At 62.1% G+C, this 15,092-nt stretch carries 18 protein-coding genes; 8 read left to right on the plus strand and 10 right to left on the minus strand.

Annotation, left to right across the window (positions count from 1 at the left end):
• Nucleotides 1-135: 135 nt before the first annotated feature.
• The 4 genes from C8D04_RS06705 to C8D04_RS06720 form a co-directional block, all read right to left on the minus strand.
• Nucleotides 136-957 carry a molybdopterin-binding protein gene (locus C8D04_RS06705; protein WP_116004155.1) on the minus strand — a complete coding sequence of 274 codons (822 nt, stop codon included), beginning with the start codon at nucleotides 955-957 and terminating at the stop codon, nucleotides 136-138.
• Nucleotides 954-1,868 (minus strand): EI24 domain-containing protein, encoded by a 915-nt coding sequence (locus C8D04_RS06710; RefSeq protein WP_233521127.1) that lies wholly within the window; start codon nucleotides 1,866-1,868, stop codon nucleotides 954-956. The genes C8D04_RS06705 and C8D04_RS06710 overlap by 4 nt, the downstream gene beginning before the upstream one ends.
• A 124-nt stretch (nucleotides 1,869-1,992) precedes the next feature.
• Complete coding sequence (locus C8D04_RS06715) at nucleotides 1,993-2,277, minus strand: hypothetical protein (protein WP_116004156.1); 285 nt, start codon at nucleotides 2,275-2,277, stop codon at nucleotides 1,993-1,995.
• Between the two features lie 234 nt (nucleotides 2,278-2,511).
• Nucleotides 2,512-3,036 (minus strand): hypothetical protein, encoded by a 525-nt coding sequence (locus C8D04_RS06720; RefSeq protein ID WP_233521128.1) that lies wholly within the window; start codon nucleotides 3,034-3,036, stop codon nucleotides 2,512-2,514.
• 83 nt (nucleotides 3,037-3,119) lie between these two features.
• On the opposite strand from C8D04_RS06720, the gene C8D04_RS06725 reads away from it, so the two are divergent.
• On the plus strand, nucleotides 3,120-3,644 hold the full coding sequence (locus C8D04_RS06725) for an FKBP-type peptidyl-prolyl cis-trans isomerase (protein ID WP_116004157.1): 525 nt from the start codon (nucleotides 3,120-3,122) through the stop codon (nucleotides 3,642-3,644).
• Between the two features lie 60 nt (nucleotides 3,645-3,704).
• Here C8D04_RS06725 and C8D04_RS06730 read toward each other — a convergent pair whose 3' ends face one another.
• From C8D04_RS06730 to coaBC, 4 genes are all read right to left on the minus strand, one after another.
• Nucleotides 3,705-4,187 (minus strand): glycine zipper 2TM domain-containing protein, encoded by a 483-nt coding sequence (locus C8D04_RS06730; RefSeq protein ID WP_116004158.1) that lies wholly within the window; start codon nucleotides 4,185-4,187, stop codon nucleotides 3,705-3,707.
• Between the two features lie 189 nt (nucleotides 4,188-4,376).
• A complete protein-coding gene (gene dut / locus C8D04_RS06735; RefSeq protein ID WP_116004159.1) occupies nucleotides 4,377-4,823 on the minus strand; it encodes a dUTP diphosphatase in 447 nt (148 codons plus the stop codon).
• On the minus strand, nucleotides 4,820-5,284 hold the full coding sequence (locus C8D04_RS06740) for a hypothetical protein (protein ID WP_233521129.1): 465 nt from the start codon (nucleotides 5,282-5,284) through the stop codon (nucleotides 4,820-4,822). The genes dut and C8D04_RS06740 overlap by 4 nt, the downstream gene beginning before the upstream one ends.
• 21 nt (nucleotides 5,285-5,305) lie before the next feature.
• Entirely contained in the window at nucleotides 5,306-6,529 is a 1,224-nt protein-coding gene (gene coaBC / locus C8D04_RS06745; protein ID WP_116004160.1) for a bifunctional phosphopantothenoylcysteine decarboxylase/phosphopantothenate--cysteine ligase CoaBC, read from the minus strand.
• A 101-nt stretch (nucleotides 6,530-6,630) separates the two neighbouring features.
• Here coaBC and C8D04_RS06750 point away from each other — a divergent pair, with 101 nt between their 5' ends.
• From C8D04_RS06750 to C8D04_RS06770, 5 genes are all read left to right on the plus strand, one after another.
• Entirely contained in the window at nucleotides 6,631-8,289 is a 1,659-nt protein-coding gene (locus C8D04_RS06750; protein WP_116004161.1) for a CTP synthase, read from the plus strand.
• A gap of 17 nt (nucleotides 8,290-8,306) precedes the next feature.
• Nucleotides 8,307-9,164 carry a 3-deoxy-8-phosphooctulonate synthase gene (gene kdsA, locus C8D04_RS06755; RefSeq protein WP_116004162.1) on the plus strand — a complete coding sequence of 286 codons (858 nt, stop codon included), beginning with the start codon at nucleotides 8,307-8,309 and terminating at the stop codon, nucleotides 9,162-9,164.
• 2 nt (nucleotides 9,165-9,166) lie between these two features.
• A complete protein-coding gene (locus C8D04_RS06760) occupies nucleotides 9,167-9,457 on the plus strand; it encodes a DUF1330 domain-containing protein (protein ID WP_116004163.1) in 291 nt (96 codons plus the stop codon).
• Nucleotides 9,458-9,544: 87 nt separating this feature from the next.
• Nucleotides 9,545-10,828, plus strand: coding sequence for a phosphopyruvate hydratase (eno, locus tag C8D04_RS06765; protein WP_116004164.1), 1,284 nt, complete (start codon nucleotides 9,545-9,547; stop codon nucleotides 10,826-10,828).
• Nucleotides 10,829-10,842: 14 nt separating this feature from the next.
• The gene (locus C8D04_RS06770) at nucleotides 10,843-11,124 is read left to right on the plus strand and encodes a septum formation initiator family protein (protein WP_116004165.1); all 282 of its coding nucleotides are present in this window, start codon (nucleotides 10,843-10,845) and stop codon (nucleotides 11,122-11,124) included.
• 153 nt (nucleotides 11,125-11,277) lie between these two features.
• On the opposite strand, the gene C8D04_RS06775 is transcribed toward C8D04_RS06770, so the two are convergent.
• Together C8D04_RS06775 and C8D04_RS06780 are read right to left on the minus strand one after the other, a co-directional pair.
• Entirely contained in the window at nucleotides 11,278-12,279 is a 1,002-nt protein-coding gene (locus C8D04_RS06775) for an Hsp33 family molecular chaperone HslO (protein WP_116004166.1), read from the minus strand.
• 19 nt (nucleotides 12,280-12,298) lie between these two features.
• Nucleotides 12,299-12,823, minus strand: coding sequence for a gamma carbonic anhydrase family protein (locus C8D04_RS06780; protein ID WP_116004167.1), 525 nt, complete (start codon nucleotides 12,821-12,823; stop codon nucleotides 12,299-12,301).
• A gap of 87 nt (nucleotides 12,824-12,910) precedes the next feature.
• On the opposite strand from C8D04_RS06780, the gene C8D04_RS06785 reads away from it, so the two are divergent.
• On the plus strand, nucleotides 12,911-13,714 hold the full coding sequence (locus C8D04_RS06785) for a ferritin-like domain-containing protein (RefSeq protein WP_116004168.1): 804 nt from the start codon (nucleotides 12,911-12,913) through the stop codon (nucleotides 13,712-13,714).
• A gap of 69 nt (nucleotides 13,715-13,783) precedes the next feature.
• Complete coding sequence (locus C8D04_RS06790) at nucleotides 13,784-15,064, plus strand: HDOD domain-containing protein (RefSeq protein ID WP_116004169.1); 1,281 nt, start codon at nucleotides 13,784-13,786, stop codon at nucleotides 15,062-15,064.
• Nucleotides 15,065-15,092 lie beyond the last annotated feature (28 nt).

The raw sequence follows: 15,092 nt of genomic DNA on the forward strand, positions 1-15,092 counted from the left end.
ATTTTCTGCAATATGCAAAGCAGTTTGCATGCCAGCCATCTGCGGGTTCTGACGGACACCGGGCAAAGCGCACACCTCGCACCACCGGCCTTTGCACGCATTTTTTTGGTGCAAAACGTTACAAAACCGCCAATATTAAAGTGTCCGCACCAATTCAGGGCCGCACGCCGCACCAACATTGTGCAAACCACGAACCAGATCCGCCCAAGCCGCAGGCACCAGGGATGCGGGGCCCTTGACTCCGAGCTCGATATGGCGACCGTATTGCGGATGATCCACACTCGGGAGGCTGAACACCCGGATTGGGGGATAGCTGTCCTCGATGTGATGCATCAGCGGGGTCAACATGGCTTCAAGCCCCCCAAACACGATGATCGAATGCTCGACCTGCGGTGCACGGTTGAAACAATGGGGGTAGTCGGTGTCCAGCGCCCACTCGATCATGGGCCAGGCCATGACCGGAAAGCCGGGCACGCAATACACCCGCCCAGATCCTGCCCCGGCGCAACTGAACCCTGGTATCTTGTTGTAGGGGTTTGGAACAATCGAGGCCCCCACCGGAAAAACGCCCATGTTCAGGCGGTGCACGTTATCGGGCCGGTCAGCCTCATACAACGTCCCCTGCTCACGCGCCATTTCCTGCATGCGCTCACGGATCAACAACTCAGCCTGAGGGTGTAACTCCAACTCCACGCCCAAGGCGCGGGCTGCACATTGGCGTGTGTGGTCGTCTGGCGTGGCACCGATGCCACCCGTCGAGAACACCACATCACCCGAGGCAAAAGCCCGCTGCAAAGTGCTGGTGATGCGATCCGGATCATCGCCGACGTAGTCGGCATAAGCCAACGGCAGCCCGCGCGCACCCAGTATTTCAATCACCTTGGACAGATGCTTGTCCGCACGCTTACCCGAAAGAATCTCATCACCGACGATGATGAGGCCAAATTGCTGCGTCATTTGTCAACAGACTCCAGAAGCGGCGGACGATCATCCGGGGATGGCGCCAACGAGGAAGGCGCCTCCAGCACTTCGACGGCATCTAAGCGGGCAGGAGCCATCGGCACCTCAGCCCTCAGCCGCTCCAGGGCGGCCAGGCAGAAGTGGGCAAACCACAGGGAGGAGAAAGCGAAGACCAGCGTGTAAATCCAGATGGCCAGTGGGATCAAAACGAAAAATGCCGCAGCAAACAAAATGCCTGAAGCCCAGACGATCGCTGGCGCGGCCCCCAGATACCCACAAAGCACGCCAATACCCAGCAGAGAAATGCGGTAGCGGCGAAAAATTTCTGTGCGCTCCGCACGGCTGGCATGTTCTGCCAACGCATCGAAAGCCATCACGCGGTACGTTAGCCAACCCCAGATCAGCGGGGGAAGAATCAGCACAAGGGGCGGTATCAACCACAACGGCATGGAGGCCACCATTGCCATCAAGGCCAGAACCGTAGAACCAATAGACCAAGCCAAGCTGACAATGAAAGAGCCGCCTTTTTTCCGTTCCAGTGCATGAAATCGCCGCTGCGACACCAGAGAAACCAACGCGGGAGTCATCAGCATTGCGACCAATAACAGCGAAACGACGACCACCAACGGGGTCACCAAGGCGACCACCATCAGGGGCGCCACATAGGCTTTGGCATCACCCAGACCCAGATTGGCGAGCCACCCCCAGAAGCCTTCCATCAGGCCCCAAGAATCCAGCCAGCTGTGTGCCATCGCAACAGCCGCATCCCAATACCAGTGGCTCAGCCCCAATGCCAAAGCACCCATCAGCAGCAGAGGCAGCAGCGACAAAGCAATCACACGGGGATGCATGCAATACACCACGGCGCGCCAAAAAGAATCAAACAGGAAGGCCATGGCGGCAAGCATACCTGTTGTCAGAGACACCGTGGGAAGCCATTCCCCAGACACACCACATACAAAAAAGCCCCGTCCCAATGGGGGTACGGGGCCTTTGGCAAGCCCCAAAGGGCTTGCACAACACTACATGCGCTTACTTGGCAGCGGAAGCGGCATCGGTGGCGGCCTGGACGGCGGCGCCAGCAGCAGCGGCTGCGTCGGTTGCAGCAGAAGCAGCGCCGGTTGCAGCAGCAGCGGCGTCAGTTGCAGCGGCAGCTGCGTCGGTTGCAGCAGCTGCCGCTTCCGATGCGGGTGCAGCAGGTGCAGCAGCAGGCTCAACAGCCACGGGAGCGGGTGCAGGAGCCGGCTCTTCCTTCTTGCCGCAAGCGGCCAAAGCAGCGGCAGCAATCAGGGTGGCGATGATGAGGGATTTGTTCATTTCAGTTTTTCCTTGAGGACGATCAAAAAAACAAAAAATGCCACAACTTCCAGCCTCTTGCAGCCCGGTTCGCTCTGGCAGAGATTGCTCCGGTGGAGCACATTTACAACTCAGTCCAAGATTATATTAGGTATTCGTCAATACTGGATAATACCGAGCAGCGCAAGAAATGCCCCTGTGTTGCGAACAACTGACAAAAATCTGACTTTTACTGGCGGAATTCTGACGTCACCATTAAAGCCCCAGCGTTGTTGAAGCAAAACCGGGGGAACTTTTACTCCGCACCCACTCGACAAGAACTTCATGCAAGAACACGCGGCGCGCCGGCTCAGTGTCTGTCACGCCTACACAACGGTCGGGATCGAGCCGGTGCAACACCCAGCCGGGTGACCAGATCGCACTGGGAATGTCCAGCGCGTCTGCCATAGGACTGACGCGGCAAGTCAGGATATGGTCCCAAGTACCCCGCCAGCGCACGAGGCGCGCATGGCGACGGATCATTTCATCGTAGCTGCGCGCCAGCAAGGTCATGCGGCGACCGCTGCGGGCCCACTCCTCCAGCGATTCGATGACGGCCCGCTCACCCAGCGGCCAGTCGTGAAAATTGGCATCACTCAGGATCATTTCACGCCAACCCTCCCGGGCTGCCGTAGCCAAGGCATCGCGCACCAGTTGCTGGAATGCTTCACGACCATTGAAGCGCCCTACAGGCAATTCGGGGGGAGCCGGGACGGTCGCGTCGGGCATATCTGCGGTCATCTTGATCTCCTTGGTCTACAACCACAGCCCGGCAAAACCTTTGCCTCGCCACCGGCCGACGGTCAAACTGCGACAATTCTCCTATGGAAATCACAGAACAATGTGTGGTCGCACTGACCTGGACGCTCAAAGACACCTTGGGCGATGAACTCGATATCCTCGACGAGCCCGTCGAGTTCTTCGTAGGTGGCAGCGATTTGCTGGCCCGTATCGAAGAAGCATTGCAAGGCCACAGCGTGGGGGCCAAGCTGTCACTGCACCTTGAGCCCGAAGATGCTTTTGGCGATTTCCAGGAGCAACTCCTCTTTCTGGAACCCAGAGCCATTTTCCCGGCAGAGCTGGAAGAAGGTATGACTTTTGACGGCACCGCCCTGCCCGAAGGCTGCAGCGCTGAGGCGCCGCGCGATGCTCTCTACACCGTGACGGAGATCTATCCCGAGCACGTCGTTCTGGACGGCAACCATCCACTGGCTGGTATTGCACTGCGGCTGCACCTGACGGTGTGCGGTGTGCGCGAAGCCACCGAAGAAGAGGCGAACCGTGGTACGGCGGGCACCGGGTTCTTCCGCGTTCAACCCCAACCGCCTGGCAACACGCTGCTGCACTGAGGAGTGCGAGCCTTGCAAAACAAGGCCCGCACTGGGCAACCCGGTGGCGAGCAACTTTATTTAGTAGCGCGAAATCTGCCCGTTGGTGGTGCGGACCCTGTCGCCCACGCGCAAATCACCCACCGAACTGACGTCATAGGCACGATAACCGCCTTGGTCGAGCTGGATGGAAATCCGATAGACCGTGCTGCCATAACCGGGGTTATTGCGCTCCTCGATGGCATTGCCTGCCAGGGCACCGCCCACCACGCCCACGGCCGTGGCTGCGGTACGGCCGCTGCCCTTACCCACCTGGTGACCCAGCACACCACCGACCACAGCGCCCAGCACGGCACCTGCCCCTGTTGAAGCACCCCGCTGCTGGCCTTGCAGCATCTCTATGTTGGCTACACGCCCATACTCCGTCCCAGCGGGTGCCTGGGCCGGATAGCCCCCACTTTGACCTTGGTAAGAGCCTGCAGGGTACTGCGCAGGTGCCTGGCGATAAGGCGCACAAGCGGCCAGCGCACCGGCCAAAAGGGTGGTGCCTGCAAGCAGGGCCATTCGGGAAAAATTCAATTGACGCACATTGCTCTCCTCAAATCATCAAATCAAAACCGTTCGGGTTGGCTGCCATTGAACCATGCGACGCCATACTCGTAGCGCCGGGCAACGGCTGGACGCCAGGCCAGACAAGGCCCCGCTCCGGTGTAAGCCAGCGCCTACAAAAGCAGCATGCGACTGCGCCGCCCATCAAGCGGTGCCTGAAGAACCATACCCCCGTTCACCCCGCTCGGTAGGGGCGAAGTCCTGCACCACATTGAACTGCGCCTGCACCACGGGAACGATCACCAGCTGTGCCAGCCGGTCCAGGGGCTCCAGCGTGTAGCGTGCCTGGCTGCGGTTCCAAGCGCTCACCATGAGCTGACCCTGGTAGTCGCTGTCAATCAGGCCGACCAGGTTCCCGAGGACGATGCCGTGCTTGTGACCCAGCCCCGAGCGTGGCAGGATGAGCGCCGCATAGCCCGGATCACGCAAGTGAATGGCAATGCCGGTGGGCACCAGCTGCCATGCATTGGGCTCCAGCACCAGGGGCTCGTCCAGGCAAGCCCTCAGATCCAGTCCCGCACTGCCTGGGGTCGCATAGGCGGGGAGCTGATCCGCCATGCGCGGGTCGAGAATTCGGACATCGATCTTCACTTCTTGCTTTCCTTGCTTTCTGTAGTGCGTTGTTTGGCCAGTTGCGCCAACCGCTCTTGCAGTTGGGCCATGGAAGGCTTGCCTGGCCCCTGAATCTCCGATGTCAGCTTCGCGAAGGCCCGGCTGGACAAGCTGCCCAACACCCACCAGAGCACGCCCGCAACTGCAACCCCCATCAAAGTGCCCTTGCCCCACACCAGAAAGGCCGCGCCCTGCACCACAGCGAACAGCAGTAACAGTGCGCGCACCAGCTTCAACACCCCCTGAAAAGGCGCCAGCACCTGGATCAGATCGGGCGGTAGCCCGGCACCGCTCGCAACAGTGGACGCACCGTCCTTGGGCTCGATCGGCACAGGTTCAGACGGACGCTGCACCGAAGGAGGACGGCTCAGGCGCTCCACATAGTTTGCAAAATCGCCATCGGGTGGCGTATCCCATTCGGGTTTGCTGGGGCCTGGCATGGAACAATCTCCGGGGAGCAGTCAGGCCTGCGCCGATGGCAGCCGACGCGCAATCTCAGTGACCAACTGCTGTGCAAGTGCGCGCTTGGAGGCACGCGCCAGCTCGCGATGCCCCTGGGCGTCTACCAGCAACAAGGCGTTATCGTCTTGTCCGAAAGTGGCTGGACCGATATTGCCCACCAACAGGGGAACACCTTTGCGCGCGCGCTTGGCCTCGGCATGCCGCAACAGGTCGTGGCTCTCGGCCGCAAAGCCCACGCAGAACAAATCTCCCACCAGCGCATGCGGTGACTGCGCTACCGCAGCAAGAATGTCCGGGTTCTCCACGAAGCCCAGCACTGGCGTCTGGCCCGAGCCGTCTTTCTTGATTTTTTGCTCTGACGCTGTCGCCGGGCGCCAATCGGCCACCGCTGCAGTCGCTATGAAAACAGTAGCTTGCTGCGCTCGGGGTACAACGGCCGCAAGCATTTCCTGCGCAGACTGCACATTGATGCGCTGCACGCCACGCGGTGTGGCCAGGTGCACGGGGCCTGCCACCAGGGTGACCTCTGCACCCGCCTCGCGGGCGGCACGGGCAATGGCAAAGCCCATCTTGCCGCTGGAGTGGTTGGTGATACCGCGCACAGGGTCGATGGCCTCGAACGTGGGGCCGGCCGTGACCAGCACCTTCTCGCCTGTCAGCACCTTGGGCGTGAAAAAGGCAATCAGCTCTTCCAGCAGTTCGGCAGGCTCCAGCATACGGCCGTCGCCGGTTTCGCCGCAGGCCTGGTCGCCGGTGCCCACGGCCAGCACCGTAGCGCCGTCCTGCACGACCTGCTCCAGATTGCGCTGCGTGGCGGGGTGCGCCCACATCTCACGGTTCATGGCGGGCGCCAGCAGCAGCGGAACACGCTCCTGGGGACGTGCCAGGCACAGCAGACTGAGCAATTCATCGGCCCGCCCCTGGGCCAGTCGGGCGAAAAAATCTGCGCTACAGGGCGCGATCAAAATGGCGTCGGCCTCGCGGCTGAGGTTGATGTGCGGCATGTTGTTGGCCGCACGTGCATCCCATTGCGAGCCATACACGGGCCGACCCGACAGCGCCTGCATGGTCACCGGCGTGATGAACTGTGCAGCCGCCTCGGTCATAACGACCTGCACGGTGGCGCCCTCGCGAATGAGTGCACGGCACAGCTCGGCCGATTTGTAACAGGCTACGCCTCCACTGAGGCCCAGGACGATGTGTTTGCCAGCAAGCTCGTTCATAGGGTGCAATTTAGCAGACGGTGCCACTACGCGGGCCGCGGGCGCTGCAGCGTCATGGGGGCGGCCTCTATAATCAGAATTTCCCACCACCTTAAAAAGACATGACCAAATTTGTCTTCGTCACCGGCGGTGTGGTGTCTTCCCTGGGCAAGGGAATCGCCTCAGCCTCCCTTGCCGCGATTCTCGAATCGCGCGGTCTCAAAGTCACCCTCATCAAGCTCGACCCGTACATCAACGTGGACCCGGGCACCATGTCCCCGTTCCAGCACGGTGAAGTGTTCGTCACGGACGACGGCGCTGAAACCGACCTCGACCTGGGTCACTACGAGCGTTTCATCGAAACGCGCATGAAGAAGACCAACAACTTCACCACCGGCCGCATCTACCAGTCGGTGCTGGAGAAAGAACGCCGGGGTGACTACCTCGGCAAGACGGTGCAGGTGATCCCGCACGTCACCAACGAGATCCAGGAATACATCAAGCGCGGTGCTGGCGTGGGAACCGACGATGCGGTCGATGTCGCCATCGTCGAGATCGGCGGCACCGTGGGCGACATCGAGTCGCTCCCCTTCCTCGAAGCCGTGCGCCAGCTCAGCCTGAAGCTCGGCCCGAACAACGCCGCCTTCGTCCACCTGACCTACGTGCCCTTCATCGCCGCTGCGGGCGAGCTCAAGACCAAACCCACGCAGCACACGGTGCAAAAGTTGCGTGAAATCGGCATCCAGCCCGACGCGCTGCTGTGCCGCGCCGACCGCCGCATTCCTGACGAAGAGCGCGAAAAAATCTCGCTGTTCACCAACGTGCCCGAGTGGGGCGTGATCAGCATGTGGGACGTGGACACCATCTACAAGGTGCCGCGCATGCTGCACGAGCAGGGCCTGGATGGTCTGATCTGTGACAAGCTGCGCCTGAACACCCCCCCCACCAGCCTCAAGCGCTGGGACGACCTGGTCTATGAAACCGAACACCCCCAAGGCGAAGTGCGCATCGCCATGGTGGGCAAGTACGTGGAGCTGTCCGACAGTTACAAGTCCGTCAACGAGGCGCTGCGCCACGCCGGCATGCGCAACCATGTGCGTGTGCGCATCGACCACCTCGACTCCGAATCCATCGAGGGCCAGGAAGCCGACAAGCTGGCCCCGTACGACGCCATCCTCGTGCCCGGCGGCTTTGGCTCGCGCGGTGTGGAAGGCAAGATCTGCACGGCCAAGTTCGCCCGGGTGCACAAGGTGCCCTACCTGGGCATTTGCCTGGGGATGCAGGTGGCCACCATCGAGTACGCCCGCCATGTGGCTGGCCTGCCCGGCGCCAACTCCACGGAATTCGATCCGTCCTGCAAGCACCCGGTGATTGCGCTGATCACCGAGTGGAAGGATGCCGACGGCACCATCAAGACGCGCGACGCCAACTCTGACCTGGGCGGCACCATGCGCCTGGGTGCGCAAAGCTCGGACGTGGCCCCCGGAACGCTGGCCCACAGCATCTACGGCGACGTCGTCACCGAGCGCCACCGCCACCGCTACGAGGCCAACGTCAACTACCTCGACCAGCTGCGCAAGGCGGGCCTGGTGATCTCGGCGCTGACGCAGCGCGAGCACCTGACCGAGATCGTCGAGCTGCCCACGAGCGTGCACCCCTGGTACATCGGCGTGCAGTTTCACCCCGAGTTCAAGTCCACGCCCTGGAACGGCCACCCGCTGTTCAACGCCTTCATCAAGGCGGCCGTGGAACACCAGAAGGCCGCCAAGGCCGCAGCGTAAGCAAAGGAAACACCGCCATGAAACTCTGCGGCTTCGACATCGGTCTGGAACACCGCCTCTTCCTCATTGCCGGCCCTTGCGTGATCGAGTCCGAGCAGTTGCAAATGGACGTGGCGGGCCAGCTCAAGGAAATCACTTCCAGCCTGGGCATCCCGTTCATTTTCAAAAGCAGCTTCGACAAAGCCAACCGCTCATCGGGCAGCACCTTTCGGGGCCCAGGCCGAGAGAAAGGCCTGGAGATCCTGGCCAAGATCCGGCGCGAACTGCAGTTGCCCGTGCTCACCGATGTGCACACCGAAGAAGACATCGTCGAGGCGGCCAAGGTAGTGGACGTGCTGCAGACGCCCGCCTTCCTGTGCCGCCAGACGGATTTCATCCGCGCGGTGGCCCAGTCGGGCAAGCCGGTGAACATCAAGAAAGGCCAATTTCTCGCACCACACGACATGAAGAACGTCATCGACAAGGCCCGGGCTGCCGCCAAGGAAGCAGGGCTCCCCGAGGACAACTTCATGGCCTGCGAGCGCGGCGCCAGCTTTGGCTACAACAACCTGGTGAGCGACATGCGCAGTCTGGCCATCATGCGCGAGACGGGTGCTCCCGTCGTGTTCGACGCCACGCACAGCGTGCAACTGCCTGGCGGCCAGGGCACCAGCAGCGGCGGCCAGCGCGAGATGGTGCCGGTGCTGGCCCGCGCGGCCGTGGCCGTGGGCGTGGCAGGCTTGTTCATGGAAACGCATCCCGACCCGGCCAACGCCATGAGCGACGGCCCGAATGCCGTTCCCCTGAAACACATGCGTGCGCTGCTGGAAACGCTGCTCGCGCTCGATGCCGTGACCAAAAAGAACGGCTTTCTCGAAAACAACTTTGGAGCTTGAACATGCCCAGTGGATACGTCATCGCCAATGTCCGCGTCACCAATCCCGCGCAGTACGAGGAATACAAAAAGTGGTCCACCGCGGCGTTTACTTCGCACAACGCGGAAATCTGCGTGCGCGGCGGCCAGGTGGAAGTCATGGAAGGCGATTGGACGCCCGATCGCGTAGTGATCGCCAAATTCGAAAGCTTTGAAGCAGCCAAAGCCTTCTACCATTCACCCGAGTACGGCAAGGCCCGCGCAGCGCGCGAGGGCGCGGCCATCATGCGGCTGGTGTGCGTGGAAGGCCTCTGAAAACCGCTCCATTATTCATAGCTTCCAGCGCTTGCTGAATGAGCGTTTGAGGCGCATTTGATTTAAAACTTCTGCATAAGGAAAACCATGAGTGCCATTGTTGACATCGTAGGCCGCGAGATCCTCGACAGCCGAGGCAACCCCACCGTCGAATGCGACGTGCTGCTCGAGTCGGGCGTGATGGGCCGCGCAGCTGTGCCGTCCGGCGCATCGACCGGCTCGCGCGAAGCCATTGAGCTGCGCGACGGTGACAAGAGCCGCTACCTGGGCAAGGGCGTACTCAAGGCGGTGGAGCACATCAACACCGAGATCAGCGAAGCGGTGTTGGGGCTGGATGCGTCCGAGCAGGCCTTCCTCGACAAGACCCTGATCGACCTGGACGGCACGGACAACAAGAGCCGCCTGGGCGCCAACGCGATGCTGGCTGTTTCCATGGCCGTGGCGCGTGCCGCAGCGGAGGAATCGGGCCTGCCGCTGTACCGCTACCTGGGTGGCATGGGCGGCATGCAGTTGCCCGTACCGATGATGAACGTGATCAACGGCGGCGCACATGCCAACAACACGCTCGACATCCAGGAGTTCATGATCATCCCCGTGGGCGCACCAAGCTTTCGCGAAGCCGTGCGCTGGGGCGCCGAAGTGTTCCATGCGCTGAAAAAGATCATCAACGACAAGGGCATGAGCACCGCCGTGGGCGACGAAGGCGGCTTTGCCCCCAGCGTGGCCAACCACGAAGCAGCCATCGAACTGATCCTGCAAGCCATCGACGCCGCCGGCTACACCGCCGGCGAACAGATCGCCCTGGGCCTCGATTGCGCCGCCAGCGAGTTCTATCGTGACGGCCAATACCACCTGGCCGGCGAAGGCCTGGCCCTGAGCGCTCAGGCCTGGACCGACATGCTCGCCACCTGGTGCGACAAATACCCCATCATCAGCATCGAAGACGGGATGCACGAGGGCGACTGGGACGGCTGGAAGATTCTGACCGACCGCCTGGGCAAAAACGTGCAGCTGGTGGGCGATGACCTGTTCGTCACCAACACCAAGATCCTGCAGGAAGGCATCGAGAAAAACATTGCCAATTCGATCCTCATCAAGATCAACCAGATCGGCACGCTGACCGAGACATTCGCCGCCATCGAGATGGCCAAGCGCGCCGGCTACACCGCCGTCATCAGCCACCGCTCGGGCGAGACCGAGGACAGCACGATTGCCGACATCGCCGTCGGCACCAACGCGGGCCAGATCAAGACCGGATCCTTGAGCCGCTCGGACCGCATGGCCAAGTACAACCAGCTGCTGCGCATCGAGGAAGACCTGGGCGACATCGCCCACTACCCTGGCCGACGCGCCTTCTACAATCTGCGCTGACCAGGCAGGCAGCCGTGCGCTCCCGTCTCCTGCTGGCCGTGCTGCTGGCCCTTCTGGCAGCCCTGCAGGCCCAGCTTTGGCTGGGCCGCGGCAGCATTCCGCGCGTTGCGGCCATGCAAAGCCAGTTGGATGAGCAAAAGGCGGCGAACGCACGGGCAGGAGAAGCCAATGAACGCTTGGCTTCCGAAGTGCATGACCTGAAGGAAGGCCTCGACATGGTCGAGGAAAAGGCCCGCAGCGAGCTGGGCATGGTCAAACAGGGCGAGATCTACGTCCAGTACACCCCGGCAAGATAGAGAACAACCCCCTGTGGCGCTGCGCGCGCCTTCCCCCTCTCGGCTCCGCCGGGAAGGGGGATGCCACCAGCGCCCGAACAGCAGAGTATTGGCGGCCCTTGCGCGGTGGCCGCTGGCCTGGGACCGCGCCCATTTCAAGCAACTGGCTTGGTTTCAGTGCAGCGTGGGCGAAGCCGGTGAGTCCTGGGCCTGTGCCACGGGTGCCGCCGCAAACAGCCCTGCGGCATCCACGGCGTCGAAGTGGTACTGCTGACCACAGAATTCGCACCCTACCTCGATGTTTTCCCGCTCAGCCAGGATGCTCTCGACCTCGGCCGCACCCAGGCTTTGCAGCATGCGGCCCACGCGCTCGCGCGAGCAAGTGCAGGCAAAGCGCGGGCCGTCCTGGCCCTGCTGCGGCTCGAAACGCAGGAGCTTCTCTTCCCAGAACAGGCGGCGCAGGATGGTGTCCACATCGAGCGTCAGCAGCTCCTCGCGCGTCAGGCTGGAGGCCAGGTGCGCGATGCGGTTGTAGTCTTCGTTGCGGCCGATCTGGTCTTCGTTCTCGCTGTGGCTCAGCTGCCCCCCCAGGTTGCCGGTGCCCTTGAGGGGCATGCGCTGGATCAGCAGGCCCGCCGCCACCTTGTCGTCGGCCGCCAGCACCAGCACGGTGTCGAGTTGCTCGGACTGCAGCATGTAGTGCTGCAACACATCGGACAGGCGTTCGAGCTTTTCATGCTGGTCGCCATGCAGCGGCACCACGCCCTGGTAGGGCTGCTGGCCGGGCAGACGGTCTTTCGGGTCGAGCGTGATGGCGCAGCGCCCGCCGCCGCCCACGTTGACCATCTGGCTCAGGCGCGCACCGTCCTGCACTTCGCCAACGATCGTGGCCGTGGCACGCAAGGACAGATCCGACTGCACCTCGGCCACCGCCAGCTTGACGGGGCCGTCGCCAAACACCTGCAGCACCAGCGCGCCGTTGAATTTGATGTTCGACTGCATGAGCACGGCCGCGGCCGCCATCTCGCCCAGCAGTTCGCGCACCGGCGCCGGATAAGGGCCGGTGGCAGTGTTGCCGGCGCGGCGCGCCAGGATGTCGGTCCAGGCGTCGGTCAGGCGCACCAGCATGCCGCGCACGGGCAGGCCATCGAAGAGAAACTTGTGAAGTTCAGACACGCAGGGGTTCCAAAAAAAATCAGATGAGCTTGCGCAGGCCGTTCTTGAAGCGGCGGGCGTTCTCGATGTAATGCAGCGCACTCATGCGCAGGCCATCCATTTGCTCCGGCGTGAGCTGGCGCACCACCTTGGCGGGGCTCCCGATGATCATGGAACCATCGGGGAACTCTTTCCCCTCGGTGACCAGCGCGCCCGCGCCCACCAGGCAGTTCTTGCCGATCTTGGCGCCATTGAGCACCACTGCGCCAATGCCGATGAGCGTCTCGTCGCCGATGGTGCAGCCGTGCAGCATCACCTGGTGCCCCACCGTCACGCGCTCACCCACCACCAGGGGTTTGCCAAAATCGGCATGCAACACGCTGGCATCCTGGATATTGGAGCCCGCGCCGATGGTGATGCTCTCGGTATCACCCCGCACCACTGTGCCGAACCAGATGCTGGCGTCCTCGCCCAGCACCACCCGGCCCATCACCTGGGCGCTGTCGGCCACCCAGCTTGAATCGGACACCTGCGGCGCAACGCCGTCGAGTTCATAAATTGCCATGCAGATAGTTTCCCGAAAAAAAGATGCTGCCTTTGGTTACACAAAGCCGCAGGCTTGCGGCACAGGGCAGCACCTAGAATTGTAAGGATGGAGCTCCGCCACCGTGCATTGCAGGTCTTGTGTCTTACTGATATTGAGCAAAAAGTGCAGCAAACGCTTGCCATGCAAGCGCAAGCAGCTCTTCTTTCAATAGCAGATAACGCGCCTGCGCCACCCACCGAGACACAGGCCTTGCCCGGCCACCCCGAGCGGCCCGAGCTGCGCAGCTACACCGAAATGGCCCGCCGCTCCCCCGCCACACCGCAAGGGCGTGCCGTGTTGCTGCACGCCATCGCGCACATCGAGTTCAATGCCATCAACCTCGCACTGGACGCCATCTGGCGTTTCGATGGCATGCCGCGCCCGTTTTACCTTGACTGGCTTCGCGTGGCAGCCGAAGAAGCGCAACACTTCAGCCTGCTGCGCGCACATTTGCAAAAACAAGGATATGACTACGGCGACTTCCCGGCCCACCAGGGGCTGTGGACGCTGTGCGAGAAAACCGCCCACGACGCCACAGCCCGGATGGCCTTGGTGCCCCGTACCATGGAGGCCCGGGGGCTGGACGCTACCCCCCTCATCCAGCGCAAGCTGCGGCAAGTGGGCACGCCCGATGCCTTGGCGGCGGCCGACATTTTGGATGTGATCCTGCGCGAGGAAGTGGGCCATGTCGCCATCGGTGACCACTGGTACCGCTGGCTGTGCAAACGCCAGGGCGTGGAACCCGAAGCGCACTATGCGACCCTGATCGAACATTACCAGGCCCCCCGCCCCAAGCCGCCCCTCAACCGCGCCGCACGCCGCTTGGCGGGCTTCAGCGAAACCGAGTTGCAATGGCTGGAAAGCGCATAAGACAGCCTGGCCAAGGCAAAGCTTCCTACAATGATCGCCCTAGCCCCTTAGACCACCTCCCTGACACCCATGCCCTCCGACATGCCGAGCCACTCCAGCTCTGGAAGCTCTGCCCCCTCCTTCCAAGACGACCCACAGCCATCCGTGGCACTCATTGCCCGCCAAGCTATCGTGAACGCTCAGCAGGCCGTGATTGGTTACGAGCTTTTCAACCGTTCCCGTACAGGCCCCACGCACACTGCAGCCACGGATGTGGCGCTGGTTTTTACCGCCCTCTCCCATGCCGGTACCGAAGAGCTGGTGGGCAAGAAGCTGATTTTTGTCAACTGCACGCATGAGAGTTTGACCGGCGGCCACCTGGAGTTGGTGGACCCCGAAAAAGTGGTGCTGGAAATTCCCCCGCTGGGCCATGTGGCCACAGAGGAGGTCACGACAAGGCTGCCCATCCTCATGGCACTGCGTGAGCGCGGTTTCCATCTGGCGTTCAACCACACGGTGTTGCAGTCGGCTTATGCCTCCTGGTTGCCCCTGGCCGACTACATTAAATTCGATCTTTCCGCACTGGCCCCCGACCAATTGGCCGTGCTGATCAGCTACGCCAACCGCCACTCCGAAGCCGACCTGATCGCCGAAAAGGTAGAGACGGCCCAGCAGTACGACATGGCGTCGAGCAAGGGCATACAAATGTTCCAGGGCTATTGGTTTGCACGCCCTTCAGTCGTGCAAGCCAAGCTGGTATCACCCTCGCAGGCCAGCATTCTTGAACTCATCAACCTGGTGCGCAAGCAGGCCAGCACCGACGCGATCGAAGATGTGCTCAAAAAGGATGCGGGCTTGGCCTTCAACTTGATGCGCCTCATCAACTCGTCGGGGTTTGGCCTCACACGCGAGATCACGTCTTTCCGCCAGGCAGTCATGCTCATGGGCCTGAAAAAGCTGTTCCGCTGGGCGGCGCTGTTGCTCACCGTCTCGCGCACGGGTGGCCCGCCCTCATCCGTCGGGCAGACCGCCGTGGTGCGGGGGCGGCTCATGGAACTGTTGGCACTGGAAACCCAGTCCCGCGAAGAAGCCGACGAAGCGTTTGTGGTGGGCATCTTCTCGCTGCTGGACGCCATGCTGGGCATGCCCATGCCCGCAGCCCTGGACCTGCTGAGCGTGCCCGAGGCCGTCAGCGCGGCGCTGTTGCGCCGTGAAGGCCATCTGGGCGATCTGCTGACCCTGGTCAATGCCTGCGAGTCCAGCGATGACGACGCTTTCAACCGGGCGGCCAGCAACGTACATTTGACCAGCCAACAAATCAACGGCGCACACCTTCAGGCACTGGCCTGGGCCGATCACATCGACGGGTAACGGCCCTAAAATAGCCTCTCAACACCAT

It is taken from the genome of Simplicispira sp. 125, from assembly GCF_003096555.1.
Taxonomy (GTDB): domain Bacteria; phylum Pseudomonadota; class Gammaproteobacteria; order Burkholderiales; family Burkholderiaceae_C; genus Simplicispira.